This is a genomic window from Algimonas arctica, assembly GCF_014652695.1.
Lineage (GTDB): Bacteria > Pseudomonadota > Alphaproteobacteria > Caulobacterales > Maricaulaceae > Litorimonas > Litorimonas arctica.
In genome coordinates, this window is record NZ_BMZH01000002.1 from 20,424 (window position 1) to 36,313 (window position 15,890).

The following is a 15,890-nucleotide window of genomic DNA, read 5'->3' on the forward strand; positions in this document are numbered from 1 at the left end:
GCTTAGGCCTTGTTGAACAAGTTTGCGAAATTACGGCGCGGACGAGTTTTCCAATCGACGCTATGGTACGCATCAGACGCCAGCAAAGGAATGACAGAGCCCGCTTCGGCAAAGACCATTTGCTCCAATGTCGTCTGAACCTTGCCCCAACTCGCCGCTTCCTTGAGCGTTGAGGAAGAACAGGCGCCATCGCGCACATCGGCGACTGTGATCTGCACGGCGTATTTGTGCATTTCGGCTTCAACACCGAGAATTTCAGCACAGACGACTGTATCTTGAACAAAGTTCTTTGGCACGCCACCGCCAATCATCAGCAAGCCGGTTGAGCCGGCTTTGATTTTGACGTCTGTCAATTCCCGAAAATCAGCAACACTATCGATACACATATAGTTCCCCGGGTTTTCGACTTGGTGTTTCACCAAGCCAAACCCAGCTGAGCAATCAGAGAAAGCGGGAACAAAAATCGGCACGTTATGATCAAAACAAGTTTCGATCAGGCTATCTTTCTTCACGGCGTGAGTTTTAAGCCACTTGCCCATTTCCCAGATAAATTCACGCGAGGAATAGGGACGACGCTCCAAACTATCGGCGATATCTTTGATGACGTGGTCACAGGTCTGTAACTCTTCTTCATCAATATAGGTGTCGTAGATACGGTCGATATAGAGGCCGCGCAGAATATTATCGTCCACCTCTGACGAGGCTTGATAATGTTTAAACCCGAGCGCCTCGAAAAAATCCATGTCAACGATGGACGCACCAGTCGAGACAATCGCATCGACCATGCCGTAACGCACGAGATCACGATAAACATGCATACAACCGCCGGCAGAGGTCGAGCCCGCGAGCGTGAGGATAACGGAGCAATCCGGGTCTGAAACGGCTTGTTTAAAAATGTCTGACGCCCGCGCGAGATCACGCGACGAGAAGGACATTTTACTCATCGCTGCGATGATGGGGCGCGCATCGATTTTCGAAATATCGATATGCTCAATCGGGTTCGAGAGTAATTCAGCTTTTGTCTTGATAGTCATGATTAGTCTTCCAGAATGGCGACAGTGTGGTCGGAATAAAATCCGTTAAAACGCGTAGTCAAAGCTTGGCCGTAAGCGCCGAGATGCTGCACCTCGATCCAGTCCCCCTCACCCGTATCCGCAGGCAGGTGGAAGGGCCCAATCATGGTGTCGGAACTATCGCAAGTGGGACCGAAAAATCGAAAACCCACCGTATTGGATGCGGGTTCGGGTGGGCCATTCCGCAACAAGCAGACCGGAAACTTCCAAGCGAATTGCCCGGCATCGAATAAAGACCCGTAAGTGCCGTCATTAATGTATAGGTCGGTCCCTTTCCGCAGCTCCACGCGAACGAGGGTCGAGCCCCCTTCTGCACAGAGCGCGCGACCCGGCTCGCCCAATAATTCAATATCATCAAACCCATGAGCGCTGACGCTGTCGCGGATTGCTGCAAAATATTCTATCATCGGTGGGGTCGGCATGCCGGGGTAGGCGACTGGAAACCCGCCCCCGACATCCAGCATGTCAATTTCAACGCCAGCCGCATCGACAATCGTACGCGCATAAGAAATGGCGCAATCATAGCTCGACAGATCGATACATTGCGATCCGACATGAAAACAAAGACCGAGGCGTTGAGCGTGAGGCCGCGCCGCGCGCAAAAGCTCAATCGCTTCCTGCGCAGACGCACCGAATTTGCCTGACAAAGGCATGACGGCACCACTCCCGGTTTTATTATCCTGCGGGAGTGCGAGACGGAGATAGAGGTTCAGGTCAGTTGCCCCCTGCGTGCAATCCCATATTTTTTGGAGCTCGTCCGCATGATCAAATGAGAAATCGCGAACGCCCCTCGCATAGGCTTGTTGGATCGTTGCGCGAGACTTAATCGGATGCATCAGAAACATTCGGGCGTCTGGGCACAGAGCGGCTACCAGATCTATTTCACGTATTGAGGCCACATCGAAATGACGCACGCCTTCATCATATAGCACCCGCATGAGGGCGGGATGCGGGTTCGCTTTAACCGCGTAGAGCACTTTCCCGGGGAATCCGGTCAAAAATGTCTGTGCCGCACGCGCAATACGGCGAGGATAAAGCGCGAAGATCGCATCGTCCGCAGCTAAATCCATCACGGCGTCGTGGGCAGAGCGGTACGTTGGCAAACCATAAGGCTGCAACGCAATTGGGGGCCGCGGGGACGCAGCAAGAGCAAAGGGTGTCATTATGAGGATACTCAAATCAGTGCCGTTATTCGGTCGGCACGGGAGAAAAAAGGATCAACCGCTCGGTTTACGCGCGGTCCGTCGTCATTTTTTTCGCGAGCAAAGGCATGCAGCCTATGCCCGCATCCCACTGATAAATTCTGCGATCGCAGCGAGGTAATCGAGAAGATCACACGACAAAAATGTATCTCCAAGCTGAGCGCTTAAGGAGAGGCCGTCACTCATCATATAATATGTGTCAGGCTGATTCATTTTTCCCGCGAACTCAACAGATGTAACCCGAAACATAGATTTCGAGTTGATCAAAAAAAGTCACGGCGGCTATTCGGGAACAAAGCTCCCTGGCTGACAGATTTCCCAGTCCGTTGGCTTGTAACCAATCCGCTATGGGCTCGCTGTAGCTCGCGTGCGAGATATACTTAGTGCATAAATTCTCGCCGTTCAAGCCTTAGAATTCAAGGAACAGCATTCTTAATGACAGCTCCGGCCTACCCCGCAGCGATATAATCTCGCATCGCGGCGGCTTCGTTCTCGGCCTGTGCGATTTTACGTTTGACGACATCTCCAATCGAGATCAATCCTTTGATTTCATCGCCGTCCAAAACGGGAACATGGCGGATATGGGAATTGGTCATAATTTCCATGACATCATCGATGCTGGCTATAGGCGAGACACTCAACACGTTTTTGGTCATGGATTTTGTCACAAGTTCATCGCGAAAACCGGTTTCCTGCAAGAGGGACCGACGGACAATGTCGCGCTCAGATAAAATTCCCGCGAGTTTGCCCGCACTATTCGTGATGAGAACGACGCCGATATTCTTATCATTGAGGAGGGCGATCGCCTCGCGAAGTTTTGCGGTCTCTGGGACCGTATAAATCTGTTGCCCTTTTGCGTCCAAGATTGCCTTCACGCTCATAATGTTCTCCCATTTTGATCTCCTTACCATAACATCTGGAATGTATCTAGGAAGGGCCGTTCACCGTGAATGGCCTCGGCGTGATCCTTAGGGTCCGATACGCCTCTGGGAGACCGCCACCTTGTTCAATATCGTGACGCGCGGACTTTCATCATTTCCATAAAAAAGCCGCCCACGAGAGGCGGCTTTTTCATATCTTATGCTTGCAGCGTATCCCGATTACTTGTTCGGCTCATCGGCGGGATTATCTTCTGCAGGTCTGTCGATATCAATTGTTGGCACTTTGACGGTTTCAGTGGAGGTGCCAGCGTCAACGTCAACGGGAACTTCGATTTCGATTGTCTTTGTCTTTGTCTCTACACCGACGGTCGGCACTTCAACGTCGACTTCTCTTGAACCCACGCTGACATCCGCAACGTCAACATCAAATTTTGGCATTTGGCCCTCAGAAACTTGGACGTCTACATCAGGAAGACGGGCTTCTTGTGTTTGGTCCAGATCGACGAGATAGAGGCCTGCGACCAGAACCCCGGCGATAGCGACGGCGCCAATGATGATGGTTGTAGCCTTAAGGCCGCTTTTTCCATCCGTGTCGTTTTTATCATAATTTGTCATTGTTTTAATCTCCATGTTAATTTTTTGACAGGTGCGTCTGTGTTCTGCCTAATAAACAAAACCCTGCGCTTTTTGTTCCCAAACAGTCTAAAAAAAATGACCTTGCTGGTGGCCGGGAGGTATTTACAGCCCTTGACGTATATCAAAACGCCCCCTTGCCACTGGGATTGATAGCCCTATTCACCCATCGCTATACACTGGCACAGTATCGGCAATAAAACGGACCTGACTTCCGGTCATTAACAAGCCCATATCTGACGCACCCCTATCGTATGGGCTTTTGTTGGGCACTTACTGACAAGCATACATCCATTTTATGGAACGATTCATAATCCATACCGTATCTCTAGGGCTATGCAGGACACGACCAACAAAAATACAATTCTTATCGTAGAAGACGATCCGTACATTGCAATGGATCTTGAAGATGCGTTTGATGCAAGAGGGTTCAAGGTTCTTGGACCTGTTGCAGATGTAATTACGGGCCTGAAGGTCTTAAGTGAAACCTCGCCTGACATCGCTATGTTAGATTACAATCTCGGCAATGAAACGAGTGTAGAAATCGCGCGGGCCCTATCTAGAAGCAATATTCCTTATCTCTTCCTATCAGGGCAAATTGAGGATGTTGTTAAAGATAACGACCTTCCGCCTCGGCCTGTAATGGCGAAACCCTATGTTCCAGAGCAACTCATCGCTGTTGTTAGAAGCATGATCGCCTAGCAAAGCGGATCTTGGATCTGCCGCGCGATCAGGCTTATTCGGATCAAATTAGAGTGAGTTTCCCTTGACGCTAGCAGGCAGCGGGGAAGGCCGGAGCCCTGCTAAGCGCCAAGGCCATCAGAACTGATGGACAATACAATTACCGCTAAGCCCGGTTCTGGGCATTAACATTGGTTAAGCCTTGAGCTCAGAACACAGCCGATTAGGTTTGGCCGTTACGCGGTACGATAAACCCTCGTTATCGAGATTATAATGAGCCTCGCCCTGAAGGTCCATCGGCACAATCCGCGTTAACATCTGACTTCCGAAGCCCTTCCCCAACTTTCCTGACACCCCGTCTTCAAGCGTTTCGTCCCAATTTAGCGTGATGTGATCGCCCGTTTGCCATGCGACCCTCATCGTTCCTTCACGCGGGCCGAGCGCACCTTGTTTCACCGCATTCGTGGCCAGTTCGCTTAACATTAGCGTTAAGATAAACGCCCCACGCGGTGAGACGTCAAAATCATCACTTTGTTGAATCGTGACGCGGCCCATATTGGCGGGATTTATAAAGGGCTCCAATGTTGTCTTGACCAAATAACTCATAGGCACACTTGCCCATTTATTGGCCGCTAAAAGTGACTGCGTTTGCCCGAGCGCCGCTATCTTCTCGCGCAATCGGCGCACCAACGTGTCTTTATCCTCTTCATTACGCCCAAGCATCGAAACTAAGGCCGACACATGCGCATACATGTTGCCCATACGGTGGCGTAATTCCTCATTGATCACAGAGAGATCTTCAACCAGTTGCGATTGCTGCAGTATTTCGACTTCGGTCATTACGCTGGCGGCGAGGTCTTTCAGCATTTGCTGATCGCGGGCAGAGAAATCAAGCCGAGGCTGATGATCGAGGATGCATAATGTGCCGATGGCATGCCCCTCTTTTGTAACTAACTGAGCCCCCGCGTAAAAACGGACCTTCGGCTCACCCGTTACAAGTGGGTTTTCGAAGAAACGCGCGTCATGCGTCATATCCAGTACGACCATCACATCGGCTTGCAGAATTGTATGGTCACAGAAGGCAATGTCGCGATCTGTTTCGCAGACATCCGTGCCCTGCTTTGATTTGAACCACTGGCGATGCTCATCAATAAGCGAAATCAGAGCCACATCTGCGTCAAGCGCGCTGGCCGCTAAGCGCGTCAAGCGATCAAAGCGTTCCTCCGGTTGACTATCCAGTAGCTTTGTCGCCCAAAGGGCGTTCAAGCGATCAGTTTCTAACATTTTTAGTCCTTAATCGGCTGAACCGATAAGGCCTTCCCGCGTCTTGATAGACGCATAACGAACGGGGCACAATACATGGCCCTTACCTTGACGCTCTCGCACATAGAGCGTCATTTTCGACTAAAATGCACACGGGCATTCTTCCGCGCCCATCTCAAATCAACCAAAATGCGTGCGGCTCCACGCTCACATTTAGACCCCACCATGGAACCTTATGACCTGTCAGATGTATTATAAGTAAGTTTAATTTGAGAGGCCAATGTCATGATGAAGTTGCTATTACCTGCTGCAATATGCAGCGTTGTCATCATTGGCTCGGCAACGTCAATCACGGCGCGAAGCGCGCTTCCAAACACGTTCGAGGCTTTAACCCCAAGCTTCACTGAATCGTTTGAGGATAAATTTCATGATCTTGAAGCCTGTCGGAGCAGCGAGATTTCTGTCTACTTTCATGACACATATATCACTTACCACTCTGCAGAGGTTATCAATGATGCGATGCGGCTTGTGCAGCGCTGTGACCTTAATGAAGTCAAAGTCACCCTCTTGGACACGCCGTCAGCCAAGCGCTCAACCCCCATTGTTCGCGCAGAATTAGAGGCCTTTGGACATGCCCATGGTCTGACTAATTTTGTTCGTTACGACGTGGCCGAAGTGGACCCAACGACAGAAACATTGAACGGGTTAAGCGCAACAATCCAGTTCGTTGTGGACACAGACCGCCAAATCAACGACTCCATTTTGTATGGACAATTTTCTCCGACGGATCACTCAATACGTAGAAATTGATCATCAGTGTTTTGACGACTTAGGCCGCCTCCCCCACCGCATTGAAATGCGCGACGCCGGGCAAGAAATTGTCAAAGAAGGGGAAAGTATTGATTTCGTTTTTGTGATCGAACGCGGCTGGGCCATCCGCTGCCGGATGCTAGAAGATGGACGACGTCAGATCCTAAATTTTATGCTTCCCGGTGACTGTTTCGATCTCATGTCCCTTAATAAAGCGCGGTCAGACCACAGCGTTCACGCGGCAACATCTGTCAGTTTGCGCCGCATTCAATCAGACCTTTTCTTAAAGACTGTCTCGCAAAACCCCAGTTTGGCAACGTCATTTTGGTGGGCTGCCATACAAGAAGAAGCGATTTTAAGAGAACAAATCATTCGGGTTGGTCGGCGCTCTGCGAAAGAGCGGCTCGGACATCTGATCTTGGAGTTAAACCGTCGCGTTTCGGCTGTAACGGGACAGCTGGACGATCATCTCATCCTGCCTGTTCCACAATCTATATTAGCGGATGCCCTTGGCCTATCTGTTGTTCACATATCACGGTCGCTAACGCGACTTAAATCAGAAGGCCTGATTCAAGTCACGAAAAGCGGGTTAAAAATTTTGGACCGAGAGGCTTTGGCAGAGATGTGCGACTTTGATGGTCGGTATCTCCACCTTGATAAGCTCAAACTCTAGGCGCTGTGAAAAAATAGCGCCTGACTAATGGCGGCTTTCACATTCTCAGGCCGGAATGGCTTACTAATGAGATAGGCTGGTTCCGGCTTATCACCGGTCAACAAGCGCTCTGGGAATGCCGTGATAAAGATGACTGGCACATCGTAATCAGCCAAAATATCGGCGACAGCATCAATCCCTGAACTCCCGTCCGCCAACTGAACATCGGCCAAAACGATCCCCGGTTTTTTAATCTTGGCCGCTTTCACAGCTTCTGTTCGTGTCGCGACAACAGTGTCGACTGTGTGTCCTAGGTCCTGCACGAGCCCTTCAATATCTGCGGCAATGATCGATTCATCTTCAATAATCAGGACATTGGTCCGCAGCTCTTTTTCAATTTCACTCTCTGCGTCCGCCAGAAGCGCTGTTGCCGCATCAAGATCAACATTCATCACTTTTGCAATGTCATCATTTGACAGACCTTCAAGAGAGCTCAGCAAGAACGCTTGGCGCGACCTCGGGGCGAGACGCCGCACCCGTGCCGACGCTGTCGCGCCTTCATCGCTCGGCGTATTCTCAAGCTGGGCGCCCGTCGAATTCCAGATACCTAAAAACATTTGGAATAAGGCGAGTTTGGGCGTCATGTCCTCGGACAAGACCGTATCCCCAGCCACAAGCGCTTCGAGCGCGTTACGCACATATGTGTCGCCCGCAGTCTGGCTCCCCGTCAGGGCGCGCGAAAAGCGCCGTAAATAGGGAAGGTGCGGCGCAAACTTTTCAACGAGGCTCATCTTGATTCCTTTTAGGGCTTTCAGAGACTTTATACATTTTTCAGTCCGTTATCAGTCTCTGACATTTTTATGTCCATAACCCAAACGATCTGGGAACCATTTTAGTTCCATAACGTATGAATGAAATCAGGGGAAATTTGTAGGTCACGATTATGACAAAAAAACCAAAGCCTTCGGAAGATCGCGTTGAAGCATCACCCGATCACTTTTCGGACAAGCCTTTGACCGAAAAGATCGGGAACAATCTCAAGCAACTTTACGATGATGTTGTCAATGAAGAGATTCCCGATGACTTTCTGAGCCTGCTCGCAAAAGCTGATAAGTAAGACACATGAAGCTCACCAAGCTTCAAGAAAGCCCCAAAATGACCGATTCCGGTTCAACTCCCTATGACCCTGATGATACGACTCCTTGGGCGCCCTTGGATGAAGATCTTTTTCGCCAAGAGCTTACGGCACTCATTCCGCATTTAAGGGCCTTCTCGCGCTCGCTCTGTGGCGATGCGACCTTGGCCGATGATGTGGCGCAAGATGCGATGCTCAAGGCTTGGAAGGCCCGCAGCAAATTCAAACCGGGCTCAAACATGAAAGCGTGGACATTCACCATTCTGCGCAATCAGTTTTACTCAATCAAACGGCGGTCCTGGCGGGCGACGTCGCTTGATCAAGAGGTCGCAGAGCAAACTATTGTGGCCCAATCCGATCAAGAAAAATCCGTCGAGCTCAACGAGCTTCGCCGAGGGCTGGACAGCCTAAAGGATGACCAGCGCGAAGCGCTCATCTTGGTTGGCGCGTCGGGCTTATCTTACGAAGAAGCGGCAGAAATTTGCGATTGCGCTGTCGGTACGATAAAAAGCCGCGTGAGTCGCGCGCGTAAAGCCCTTGAAACAATTATGGACAATGCCTCGTTTGATACGAAGGCGGATAAAGTCAGCGCGCTTGACGCTATGTCTGAAATTTTGGGTGAAGCCGATTTTCTCGCCAAAAGATGATATTCCCTCCATCGCATTTATAAGGATAGGTTCGAGGATTCCGAATGTCTGATCTGCGCGCCCGCTTTAGTGTTATATTGGCACTCGCCTTATTCCCGCTCTTACTGTCGTCTGTTTATATGGCGTTTAGCCAAGATAATCTTGCGATAATTTTAGTGTCGGTTTTGGCGTGGGTGTTTGGCTATATCGCTTTATTGTTGGCCACAGATAAGCTTGTCTTTTCTCATCTGCGACGCATTAAAATCGCCTCAGACAAATTCTCGCATGGGAATCTTGATGCGCGCGTGGGCGAGATGAGAAATGCTCCGCGCCGCGTTGCCGATCTTGGCGCCGCATTTGATATCATGGCAGAAAACATTAGCGAGCGAGAAGCGCGTCTCATCGACAACCTACACGAAAAAGAGGGACTGCTCCGCGAAATTCACCACCGCGTTAAAAACAATCTTCAAATCATCATTTCTTTGCTCAACATGCAAGAACGTAAGCTGAGCGACCCGGTTAGCCTTGAGTCGATCCATGAAATAAGGGGGCGTATCAACGCCATCGCTTTGGTTCATCGCGGCCTGTATGAAGGGGATGATCTCCGCGTTGTTGACATGCCCGTCTTTCTAAAAAGATTAGTCGACGAGTTGAAAAAAGGTCCCGAGACAGGGGACGATAACATCACAATTGCGCTTAACGTTGAACCGCTCCAACTCGAATCCGATACGGCTGTTCCTGTGGCTTTATTTATTATGGAGGCACTGACGAACGCTATTCGACATGGCGTCAAACCCGGCGGCACAATTAACATTAAAATGGGTAAGTCTTCTGACGCACGGTCTTATGTTTCCGTGTCCGACGACGGCGGGGGCTTTGACAAAGGGGCCGTCGAGGGAACCGGCACAAAGCTCATGCGAGGCTTCGCGCGTCAACTCTCTGGCACCTTAGAGCGCCACGATACAGATCTCGGTCATTGCACCACAATAAAATTTTAATACAGGCGGTCTGATCCATCCGGCCTGACCCGTCGCGTTTCCGCGACTGGGCCTTTTAACACGGGGTCTTAAACTGGGGCTTTTGCCAGACGAAAGCTGACCATCCGTTTCGTGTTCTCACACCACAGCGCCAAGCGAACACATTTAAAACTCTGCCAGAGAGTCAGGTGCCCTATGGATTTAAGTTCAGGATGCGCCTTGAGGATACGGGGAAGCTGGTAAAACGGGATACGAGCCGACAGGTGATGCACGTGGTGCACACCGATATGGCCCGTGACCCACATTGCCCATCCCGGTAAGGCATAATAAGAGCTGCCGCGCAGAGCCGCATGTTCACGATTCCACTCTCCCGTTCGGGACCAATGTGTCTCGTCAAATTGATGCTGAACGTAAAACATCCAAACCCCAATGGAGGCTCCGACCAGCACAGTCGGAATTTGGATGAGGAGGAAGACTTTCCACCCCACAGCCCAGATCATCGCGCCATAGACGAGAGCAATACCCACGTTCGTCAGTAGCGCGCTCGCCCAAGGTTTAACGCCTTGGTTCATCGCCCCAATCGGCAGACGATTATACAAAAAGAAGACATAGGCTGGACCAATGCCAAACATGACAATCGGATGCCGGTACAGTCTATATTTCAGCCGCGTCCATTTTGAGGCCGCCATATATTCATCGACTGTCATCGTAATGATGTCATCCCCAATGCCCCGACGGTCGAGATTGCCTGAACAGGCATGATGCAGGGCATGGCCGCGTTTCCAATGATCATAGGGCGTCAGCGTAAGGATGCCGATGAAACGGCCGACCCAGTCATTCGCCCGCCGATGACTAAACATCGACTGATGCCCGCAATCATGTTGGATAATGAAAAGTCGTACAATCAACGCGCCTGCGGGTAAAAACCCGACGATCGCCCAATAGTGGCCCGCCTGCACGAAACCCCATATGCCAGCCCATAGGGCAAAGAACGGAACTAAGGTGACCAACAGTTCAAAAACGGCGCGGCCATCTTCTGCCGTCCGGTAGGGGGCAAGGCGCTGGAACCAGGTTCGGGAGGTTAATGGCATTCTGGCCCTATCATTGGGATGGTGTCACACGTGTATTCGCACGCTGTTAGCGTGTGAATACAGAGATAAAATTTACGATATGGTTAGAGACGGCAATATTATGCTTAAAGTGCCCAAACTCACACTTTGCAAGAGGGCATATGCATGAATTTAACCGCTACCGCGGGCTCGTGACATGACGAAATTATTGGCCCGCATAGGGGCCTACCCCCTCTCAAGCTTGCGCGTAGGCTTTCGCTCGGACGATATCGGCGCGGTAGTAGCGGGCAGAGACCAAATAGAACGCAACACTGGCGCCATTAAGAATAAGCAACCACTTTAAAGCTTGGGCGATAGATCCCGCCCCAAGCGTTGGCGCGTAAAAGTCCGACAAAATCCCGACGAGAATTGGTCCCAACCCGATTCCGATGAGCGTTAAGCAGAGCAACATCACGGCAGACGCCATGGCCCGCATCCGCGGCGGCGCAAGTTCCTGCATCGCGGCGTAAGAAATCGACGCGTAGATCAGGCCAAAGAAACAGGGCACGGCGTAGATAGCATAGGCGGCTGTCTTGGATGTCGCCCCGAGCGCAATATAGGCAAACGGTAAAGCCAAGAGGGTCGTCACAGCAATAATCCAAGGCCGCCAGCGCAAGTCACGCTCTGACAGACGATCGCAAAGCCGTCCGACCACAATCGCACCGACTCCCCCGATTCCGCCGACCAACAGGCCCAGCGCTATGCCTAATTCACCGAGAGCCACACCGTGGACACGGATAAAGTAGAGCGGCACGCCAGAGAGAAATGCATTGGCCGAAATGCAGACAAATACGCCCCCCAAGAGCAGAAACACCATCGCCTTTTGCGATGCGAAGAACCGTAAGGTTTCGAGCAAGGACGGCGCTGTACCGTCATCAACAATCGCATCCGCAGCCCCGCGTGTCGGTTCTGCGACGGTGAACATCAGCAAGAGCGCGAGAAGCAAGCCGGGGACACCCGCGACGAAAAACCCTACGCGCCAGCCGAAATGTTCCGCGATCAGCCCGCCCAACATGAAACCAACCAAAATACCCAGACTGATCCCTGTGGTGTAAATTCCTAAAGCGAAGGCCCGTTCACGCGCGGGAAACCGATCCGATATCATGGCGGTTGCCGGCGGTGTGCCGCCTGCTTCGCCGACACCAACGCCCATCCTCGCAAGCGCCAATTGCCAGAAATTAGTCGTCAATCCAGATAAGGCCGTCATCCCCGACCAGATCGTGACAGCAATGGCAATAATGTTGCGACGGTTTCCACGGTCTGCCCATGCCGCAAAAGGAATACCGAGCGTCGCGTAAAATGACGCAAATAAGAACCCTGTTAGCATCCCGAGCTGGGTATCGGACAAGCCGAATTCCTGCTTAATCGGTTCCTGCAAAATCACCATGATCTGTCGATCGACATGGTTGAAGGCATAAACCAGAGTCAGGATAGCCAGCATATACCAGCGGTTTGTGCTGCGAGTCATGGCGTCTCCGGGGCGCGTAGTGTGGCAGAAAACGCACGAATGGCGGCTGCCACCTCGTCCGCGGCTTCGGCCTGTGGCAGGTGGCCGACCCCCGGCAGGCGCAGAACGCGACTGTCAGCGATGGCGGTGTCAAATATCTCGGAATAGGCTGGCGGCAAAACACCGTCCGCCTCACCCCAAATAATCAGTGTCGGCGCCGTAATCTGGGCCAGATCCGACATTGGATCAGGAAGCGTAAACTGCGCCGCGCGGGCCGTGAACGCCTCACCATTACCGGGCTGGCGCATCAACGCCACGAAGCGCGCAATGTCCGCCTCGTCCAACAGATCAGGATCACCATACATTGCGCGGAGGGCCGCGCGCACACCTGCTTCGGGCGCTTTGCTTAAGTAAAACCGTAACATTGCGGGCACTTCAACCGGGGTTTCGCCAATGCCATTATGCGGCACACCACCCGGAGCAATCAGAACCAGCGCCGCAATTGCGTCAGGATCGTCGGCGGCTACATGCCACGCGGCTAATCCGCCGAGCGAGTTCCCGATTAAAATAGGCGGGCTATCGGTCGTCTCTTTAATGAATGCCCCAACAAATTTGGCCAGCGCCTCATTACTGTAATCGCCAGACCCGTTCATACCGCTTAATCCGTGGCCCGGCAGATCCGGTCGAATGATCCGATACTCATCGTCGAGCGCGCTCGCCAGTCGGTCCCATCCGTTCAGAGAGTCCGTAAAGCCATGCAACATAATTAGCGTTGGCGCGTCTGCAGGACCGTCCACCCGGTAGCGGACCCGATCACCGTCAAGTGTCACAACCTTATCGGCCGCCGACAAATAAGGATTATCCTCAATTATCGTCGCTGGCTCTATTTCAGGGGAACAGGCCGCCAAAAACAGGCCCGCGCAGAGGCCGATGAAACGAATAGGCTTCATGACAATTCACGCAGGAAAGACCGGATGGCATCTACCGCAGCCGGTTCATCCAAAATTGGTGCATGACCCCGACCCGGTATCGTCACAAGCGTTGCGAGCGGATGAGTAGCGACCATACGCTCGGCCGTTTCAGCAGACAGGATATCCGACGTTTGTCCGCGCAAAACGAGCGTCGGCACCGTCCCCATCCCATCCCAGAGCGACCATAGGTCAGGCGGCACCGCAGACGCATCCCCGCCGCGTAAGCCGTCTGCAATGGCAGGATCATAAGCGAATCGCACGCGTCCGTCTGTCCCCTGTTCGCAGACGCGCCGCGCGAAATCGGCCCAATCTTGCGCCCCGAAGTCCGTAAATATCTGCGCGCCTTGCGCCTTGATAGAGGCCTCCGCTGAAGCCCAATCGTCAAATTCCATGTCTTGGCCAACATAGCCCGCCAACCGCGCGAGACCCGCCGGATCAACGGCAGGTCCAATATCATTGATAATGATCCCCGCGAACAGACGAGGCCGCATGGCCGCCAACATCAAGCTCATTAAACCGCCCATTGATGTGCCGACCGCGATCACCTGCTCCAGTCCGAGGCCATCCAGCATCGCCAACATATCGGCGCAATAAACATCGGGGCGATATCGTTCCGGGTCAGGGTCATGGGCCGAGCGGCCGCGCCCGCGTTGATCCACGCTAATCGCAGGCCATTCTGTGAGGTGGTCAAGCAGGGGCTCAAAGTCGGCACTATTTCGCGTGAGTCCATGCATGCACAATAATGGCAAACGGTCGGACGCGCCCTCATATATGCGGGCCCGCAAACGTAATCCGTCAGGGACCCTGTAGCTGTGGTCTGCAAACGTCCTAGTCATAAACAAGCCCTTTAAAGTCCTCACGCAATTGCCGCTTTAGGACCTTTCCGTTTGGATTGCGCGGGATCTCTGCAACGACCTTAATATCCGCTATTCGCTGCTGACGACCCAATTGAGCATTAGTCCAATCCTTTAGCGTATTGGGGTCGAGCACACCGTTGCGCGCCGTCACCAAGGCCAACGGCGTTTCGCCCCACTTGCGGCTTGGCACACCGATCACGGCCACGTCAGAGACGTCAGCATGACGCGCGAGCACCGCTTCAATATCTTGCGGATAAATATTTTGCCCGCCCGATAGGATCATGTCTTTCTTGCGGTCCACAACATAGAGATATCCGTCCGCATCGAGCTGCCCGATATCGCCTGTGCGAAGCCAGTGTTGACCGTTCGCGTCAATATAGCGCGCAGCTTTTGTTTCATTCGGACGATTCAGATAACCCGGCATGACAAAACGGCTCGCCATGACAATCTCGCCCGAGCGGCCAGGCGCGCATGGTTGATCCTGATCATCCAAAATCAGTAAGTCAGACCCCGGCAGAGGCAGCCCCGCAGAGGCCATCCGACCCTGCGCATCTTCGGGGTCAAGCGTTGTGATCACGCCTTCGGTCAAGCCATATAATTCGGTGATACCGCACGGGAAAATATCGAAGAGCGCCTCACGCAATTCTGATCGTAAGGGTGAACCCGCGCTCACCAAATTACGGACATGAGACGTATCAACCTTTTGCGCCGCCGCATGATCGACCAAGCGTTGATATAAAATCGGCACCATAGCGATATGTGTAATGCGATGCGTCTCGATCGCCTGCCAGCAAGCCTTCGCATCAAAACGCGGCGCAATAACGAGGCACCCGCCCCTTAATAAAACGGACAACATTCCAACCCACGTAATGTTGGAATAAAGACCAATTGTCGCCAGCATACGCGATTGCCCATCATATCGCAGGGCGGTAGCTAAGTCATAAGCCCAGTCCAATCGACTTTGCTGGGTATGAACAATGCCCTTGGGTTGGCCCGTCGTGCCCGACGAATAGATTATGTTTAGGATATCGTCGGGCTGTACGAGCGCGGCGGGTTCGCAATCAGATTGAGCGTCTCTTAGCGCTGTGAAATCTGACCATAAAAGAGACCCCGACGCAGCGCCGTCATCGGGCCCTGCAGCAATGAGAATGTCTGGCGCATCGTCACCCATATACGCGATAATTTTGCCTAGCCGTGCAACATGTGTCCGGCTCGCAAACACCGCCCGCGCGCCACTGTCTTGGATCATCACGGTAATGGCGGCGTCAGAGACAGATAAATTTAGGGGCGCAGAGGCGACACCCGCTTTGACGAGCCCAAACAAGACCTCCGTCATATCTGCCCCATTATCCATAAAGACAATAGCCCGATCATCCCGAGACAACCCGGCGGCATGGACCATATTCGCGACACGGTTGAGACGGCTATTAAACTGACACCAGGTGAGCGTTTTTCCGTCCGCGATAAGCGCTGGCTTTGCACTGCGCCACTTGGCATGCAGGCGGAAATACTCGCCCAGCAACGGTCGGGTCGCTTGGATTTTCATCTTTCAACTCTTTTGAAACGAACAGCC

The 15,890-nt window shown here is 52.4% G+C and carries 17 protein-coding genes; 6 read left to right on the forward strand and 11 right to left on the reverse strand.

Translation table 11 applies throughout. The annotated features are described in order from the left end of the window. Positions 1-2: 2 nt before the first annotated feature. The 4 genes from IE105_RS02310 to IE105_RS02325 all read right to left on the reverse strand — a co-directional run bounded on the left by IE105_RS02310 (position 3) and on the right by IE105_RS02325 (position 3,771). The gene (locus IE105_RS02310; RefSeq protein ID WP_189495028.1) at positions 3-1,034 is read right to left on the reverse strand and encodes a 1,9-bis(guanidino)-5-aza-nonane synthase; all 1,032 of its coding nucleotides are present in this window, start codon (positions 1,032-1,034) and stop codon (positions 3-5) included. A gap of 2 nt (positions 1,035-1,036) precedes the next feature. After that, positions 1,037-2,251: a type III PLP-dependent enzyme gene (locus IE105_RS02315; protein WP_233353945.1), complete on the reverse strand. Its 1,215-nt coding sequence runs from the start codon at positions 2,249-2,251 to the stop codon at positions 1,037-1,039. Positions 2,252-2,724: 473 nt separating this feature from the next. Then, complete coding sequence (locus IE105_RS02320; protein WP_189495029.1) at positions 2,725-3,156, reverse strand: CBS domain-containing protein; 432 nt, start codon at positions 3,154-3,156, stop codon at positions 2,725-2,727. Between the two features lie 219 nt (positions 3,157-3,375). After that, positions 3,376-3,771: a hypothetical protein gene (locus IE105_RS02325; RefSeq protein ID WP_189495032.1), complete on the reverse strand. Its 396-nt coding sequence runs from the start codon at positions 3,769-3,771 to the stop codon at positions 3,376-3,378. A gap of 354 nt (positions 3,772-4,125) precedes the next feature. Here IE105_RS02325 and IE105_RS02330 point away from each other — a divergent pair, with 354 nt between their 5' ends. Continuing rightward, positions 4,126-4,491, forward strand: a complete 366-nt coding sequence (locus IE105_RS02330; RefSeq protein ID WP_189495033.1) for a response regulator — start codon at positions 4,126-4,128, stop codon at positions 4,489-4,491. A 174-nt stretch (positions 4,492-4,665) separates the two neighbouring features. Here the strand turns inward: IE105_RS02330 and IE105_RS02335 are convergent, their stop codons facing one another. Further along, complete coding sequence (locus IE105_RS02335; RefSeq protein WP_189495035.1) at positions 4,666-5,754, reverse strand: sensor histidine kinase; 1,089 nt, start codon at positions 5,752-5,754, stop codon at positions 4,666-4,668. A gap of 264 nt (positions 5,755-6,018) precedes the next feature. Here IE105_RS02335 and IE105_RS02340 point away from each other — a divergent pair, with 264 nt between their 5' ends. Next, on the forward strand, positions 6,019-6,543 hold the full coding sequence (locus tag IE105_RS02340; protein WP_189495036.1) for a hypothetical protein: 525 nt from the start codon (positions 6,019-6,021) through the stop codon (positions 6,541-6,543). Continuing rightward, positions 6,500-7,216 (forward strand): Crp/Fnr family transcriptional regulator, encoded by a 717-nt coding sequence (locus tag IE105_RS02345; RefSeq protein ID WP_189495037.1) that lies wholly within the window; start codon positions 6,500-6,502, stop codon positions 7,214-7,216. The genes IE105_RS02340 and IE105_RS02345 overlap by 44 nt, the downstream gene beginning before the upstream one ends. On the opposite strand, the gene IE105_RS02350 is transcribed toward IE105_RS02345, so the two are convergent. Then, a complete protein-coding gene (locus IE105_RS02350; RefSeq protein WP_189495039.1) occupies positions 7,213-7,986 on the reverse strand; it encodes a response regulator in 774 nt (257 codons plus the stop codon). The two genes, IE105_RS02345 and IE105_RS02350, sit on opposite strands and share 4 nt — an antisense overlap. A 152-nt stretch (positions 7,987-8,138) precedes the next feature. Between IE105_RS02350 and IE105_RS02355 the strand changes: the two genes are divergently transcribed. Genes IE105_RS02355 through IE105_RS02365 form a run of 3 tightly spaced genes read left to right on the forward strand, consistent with a single transcriptional unit; the run spans position 8,139 to position 9,954 of the window. Further along, positions 8,139-8,312 (forward strand): NepR family anti-sigma factor, encoded by a 174-nt coding sequence (locus IE105_RS02355; protein WP_189495042.1) that lies wholly within the window; start codon positions 8,139-8,141, stop codon positions 8,310-8,312. A 38-nt stretch (positions 8,313-8,350) separates the two neighbouring features. Then, the gene (locus tag IE105_RS02360; RefSeq protein WP_189495045.1) at positions 8,351-8,977 is read left to right on the forward strand and encodes a sigma-70 family RNA polymerase sigma factor; all 627 of its coding nucleotides are present in this window, start codon (positions 8,351-8,353) and stop codon (positions 8,975-8,977) included. Between the two features lie 44 nt (positions 8,978-9,021). After that, entirely contained in the window at positions 9,022-9,954 is a 933-nt protein-coding gene (locus IE105_RS02365) for a sensor histidine kinase (protein ID WP_189495047.1), read from the forward strand. A gap of 68 nt (positions 9,955-10,022) precedes the next feature. Here the strand turns inward: IE105_RS02365 and IE105_RS02370 are convergent, their stop codons facing one another. The 5 genes from IE105_RS02370 to IE105_RS02390 all read right to left on the reverse strand — a co-directional run bounded on the left by IE105_RS02370 (position 10,023) and on the right by IE105_RS02390 (position 15,863). Continuing rightward, positions 10,023-11,024 (reverse strand): fatty acid desaturase, encoded by a 1,002-nt coding sequence (locus IE105_RS02370; protein WP_189495049.1) that lies wholly within the window; start codon positions 11,022-11,024, stop codon positions 10,023-10,025. A 214-nt stretch (positions 11,025-11,238) separates the two neighbouring features. After that, positions 11,239-12,510 (reverse strand): spinster family MFS transporter, encoded by a 1,272-nt coding sequence (locus IE105_RS02375; protein WP_189495051.1) that lies wholly within the window; start codon positions 12,508-12,510, stop codon positions 11,239-11,241. Continuing rightward, the gene (locus IE105_RS02380; protein WP_189495053.1) at positions 12,507-13,439 is read right to left on the reverse strand and encodes an alpha/beta fold hydrolase; all 933 of its coding nucleotides are present in this window, start codon (positions 13,437-13,439) and stop codon (positions 12,507-12,509) included. Before IE105_RS02380 ends, IE105_RS02375 begins: the two co-directional genes overlap by 4 nt. Beyond that, positions 13,436-14,296, reverse strand: a complete 861-nt coding sequence (locus IE105_RS02385) for an alpha/beta fold hydrolase (protein WP_189495055.1) — start codon at positions 14,294-14,296, stop codon at positions 13,436-13,438. The genes IE105_RS02380 and IE105_RS02385 overlap by 4 nt, the downstream gene beginning before the upstream one ends. Beyond that, positions 14,289-15,863: a class I adenylate-forming enzyme family protein gene (locus IE105_RS02390; RefSeq protein WP_189495057.1), complete on the reverse strand. Its 1,575-nt coding sequence runs from the start codon at positions 15,861-15,863 to the stop codon at positions 14,289-14,291. Before IE105_RS02390 ends, IE105_RS02385 begins: the two co-directional genes overlap by 8 nt. Between the last annotated feature and the right edge of the window lie 27 nt (positions 15,864-15,890).

Bases quoted from the DNA above. Each gene is read 5' to 3' on its own strand.
- IE105_RS02310 (WP_189495028.1), bottom strand. From the start codon at position 1,034: ATGACTATCAAGACAAAAGCTGAATTACTCTCGAACCCGATTGAGCAT.
- IE105_RS02320 (WP_189495029.1), bottom strand. From the start codon at position 3,156: ATGAGCGTGAAGGCAATCTTGGACGCAAAAGGGCAACAGATTTATACG.
- IE105_RS02325 (WP_189495032.1), bottom strand. From the start codon at position 3,771: ATGACAAATTATGATAAAAACGACACGGATGGAAAAAGCGGCCTTAAG.
- IE105_RS02330 (WP_189495033.1), top strand. From the start codon at position 4,126: ATGCAGGACACGACCAACAAAAATACAATTCTTATCGTAGAAGACGAT.
- IE105_RS02335 (WP_189495035.1), bottom strand. From the start codon at position 5,754: ATGTTAGAAACTGATCGCTTGAACGCCCTTTGGGCGACAAAGCTACTG.
- IE105_RS02340 (WP_189495036.1), top strand. From the start codon at position 6,019: ATGATGAAGTTGCTATTACCTGCTGCAATATGCAGCGTTGTCATCATT.
- IE105_RS02345 (WP_189495037.1), top strand. From the start codon at position 6,500: ATGGACAATTTTCTCCGACGGATCACTCAATACGTAGAAATTGATCAT.
- IE105_RS02350 (WP_189495039.1), bottom strand. From the start codon at position 7,986: ATGAGCCTCGTTGAAAAGTTTGCGCCGCACCTTCCCTATTTACGGCGC.
- IE105_RS02355 (WP_189495042.1), top strand. From the start codon at position 8,139: ATGACAAAAAAACCAAAGCCTTCGGAAGATCGCGTTGAAGCATCACCC.
- IE105_RS02360 (WP_189495045.1), top strand. From the start codon at position 8,351: ATGACCGATTCCGGTTCAACTCCCTATGACCCTGATGATACGACTCCT.
- IE105_RS02365 (WP_189495047.1), top strand. From the start codon at position 9,022: ATGTCTGATCTGCGCGCCCGCTTTAGTGTTATATTGGCACTCGCCTTA.
- IE105_RS02370 (WP_189495049.1), bottom strand. From the start codon at position 11,024: ATGCCATTAACCTCCCGAACCTGGTTCCAGCGCCTTGCCCCCTACCGG.
- IE105_RS02375 (WP_189495051.1), bottom strand. From the start codon at position 12,510: ATGACTCGCAGCACAAACCGCTGGTATATGCTGGCTATCCTGACTCTG.
- IE105_RS02380 (WP_189495053.1), bottom strand. From the start codon at position 13,439: ATGAAGCCTATTCGTTTCATCGGCCTCTGCGCGGGCCTGTTTTTGGCG.
- IE105_RS02385 (WP_189495055.1), bottom strand. From the start codon at position 14,296: ATGACTAGGACGTTTGCAGACCACAGCTACAGGGTCCCTGACGGATTA.
- IE105_RS02390 (WP_189495057.1), bottom strand. From the start codon at position 15,863: ATGAAAATCCAAGCGACCCGACCGTTGCTGGGCGAGTATTTCCGCCTG.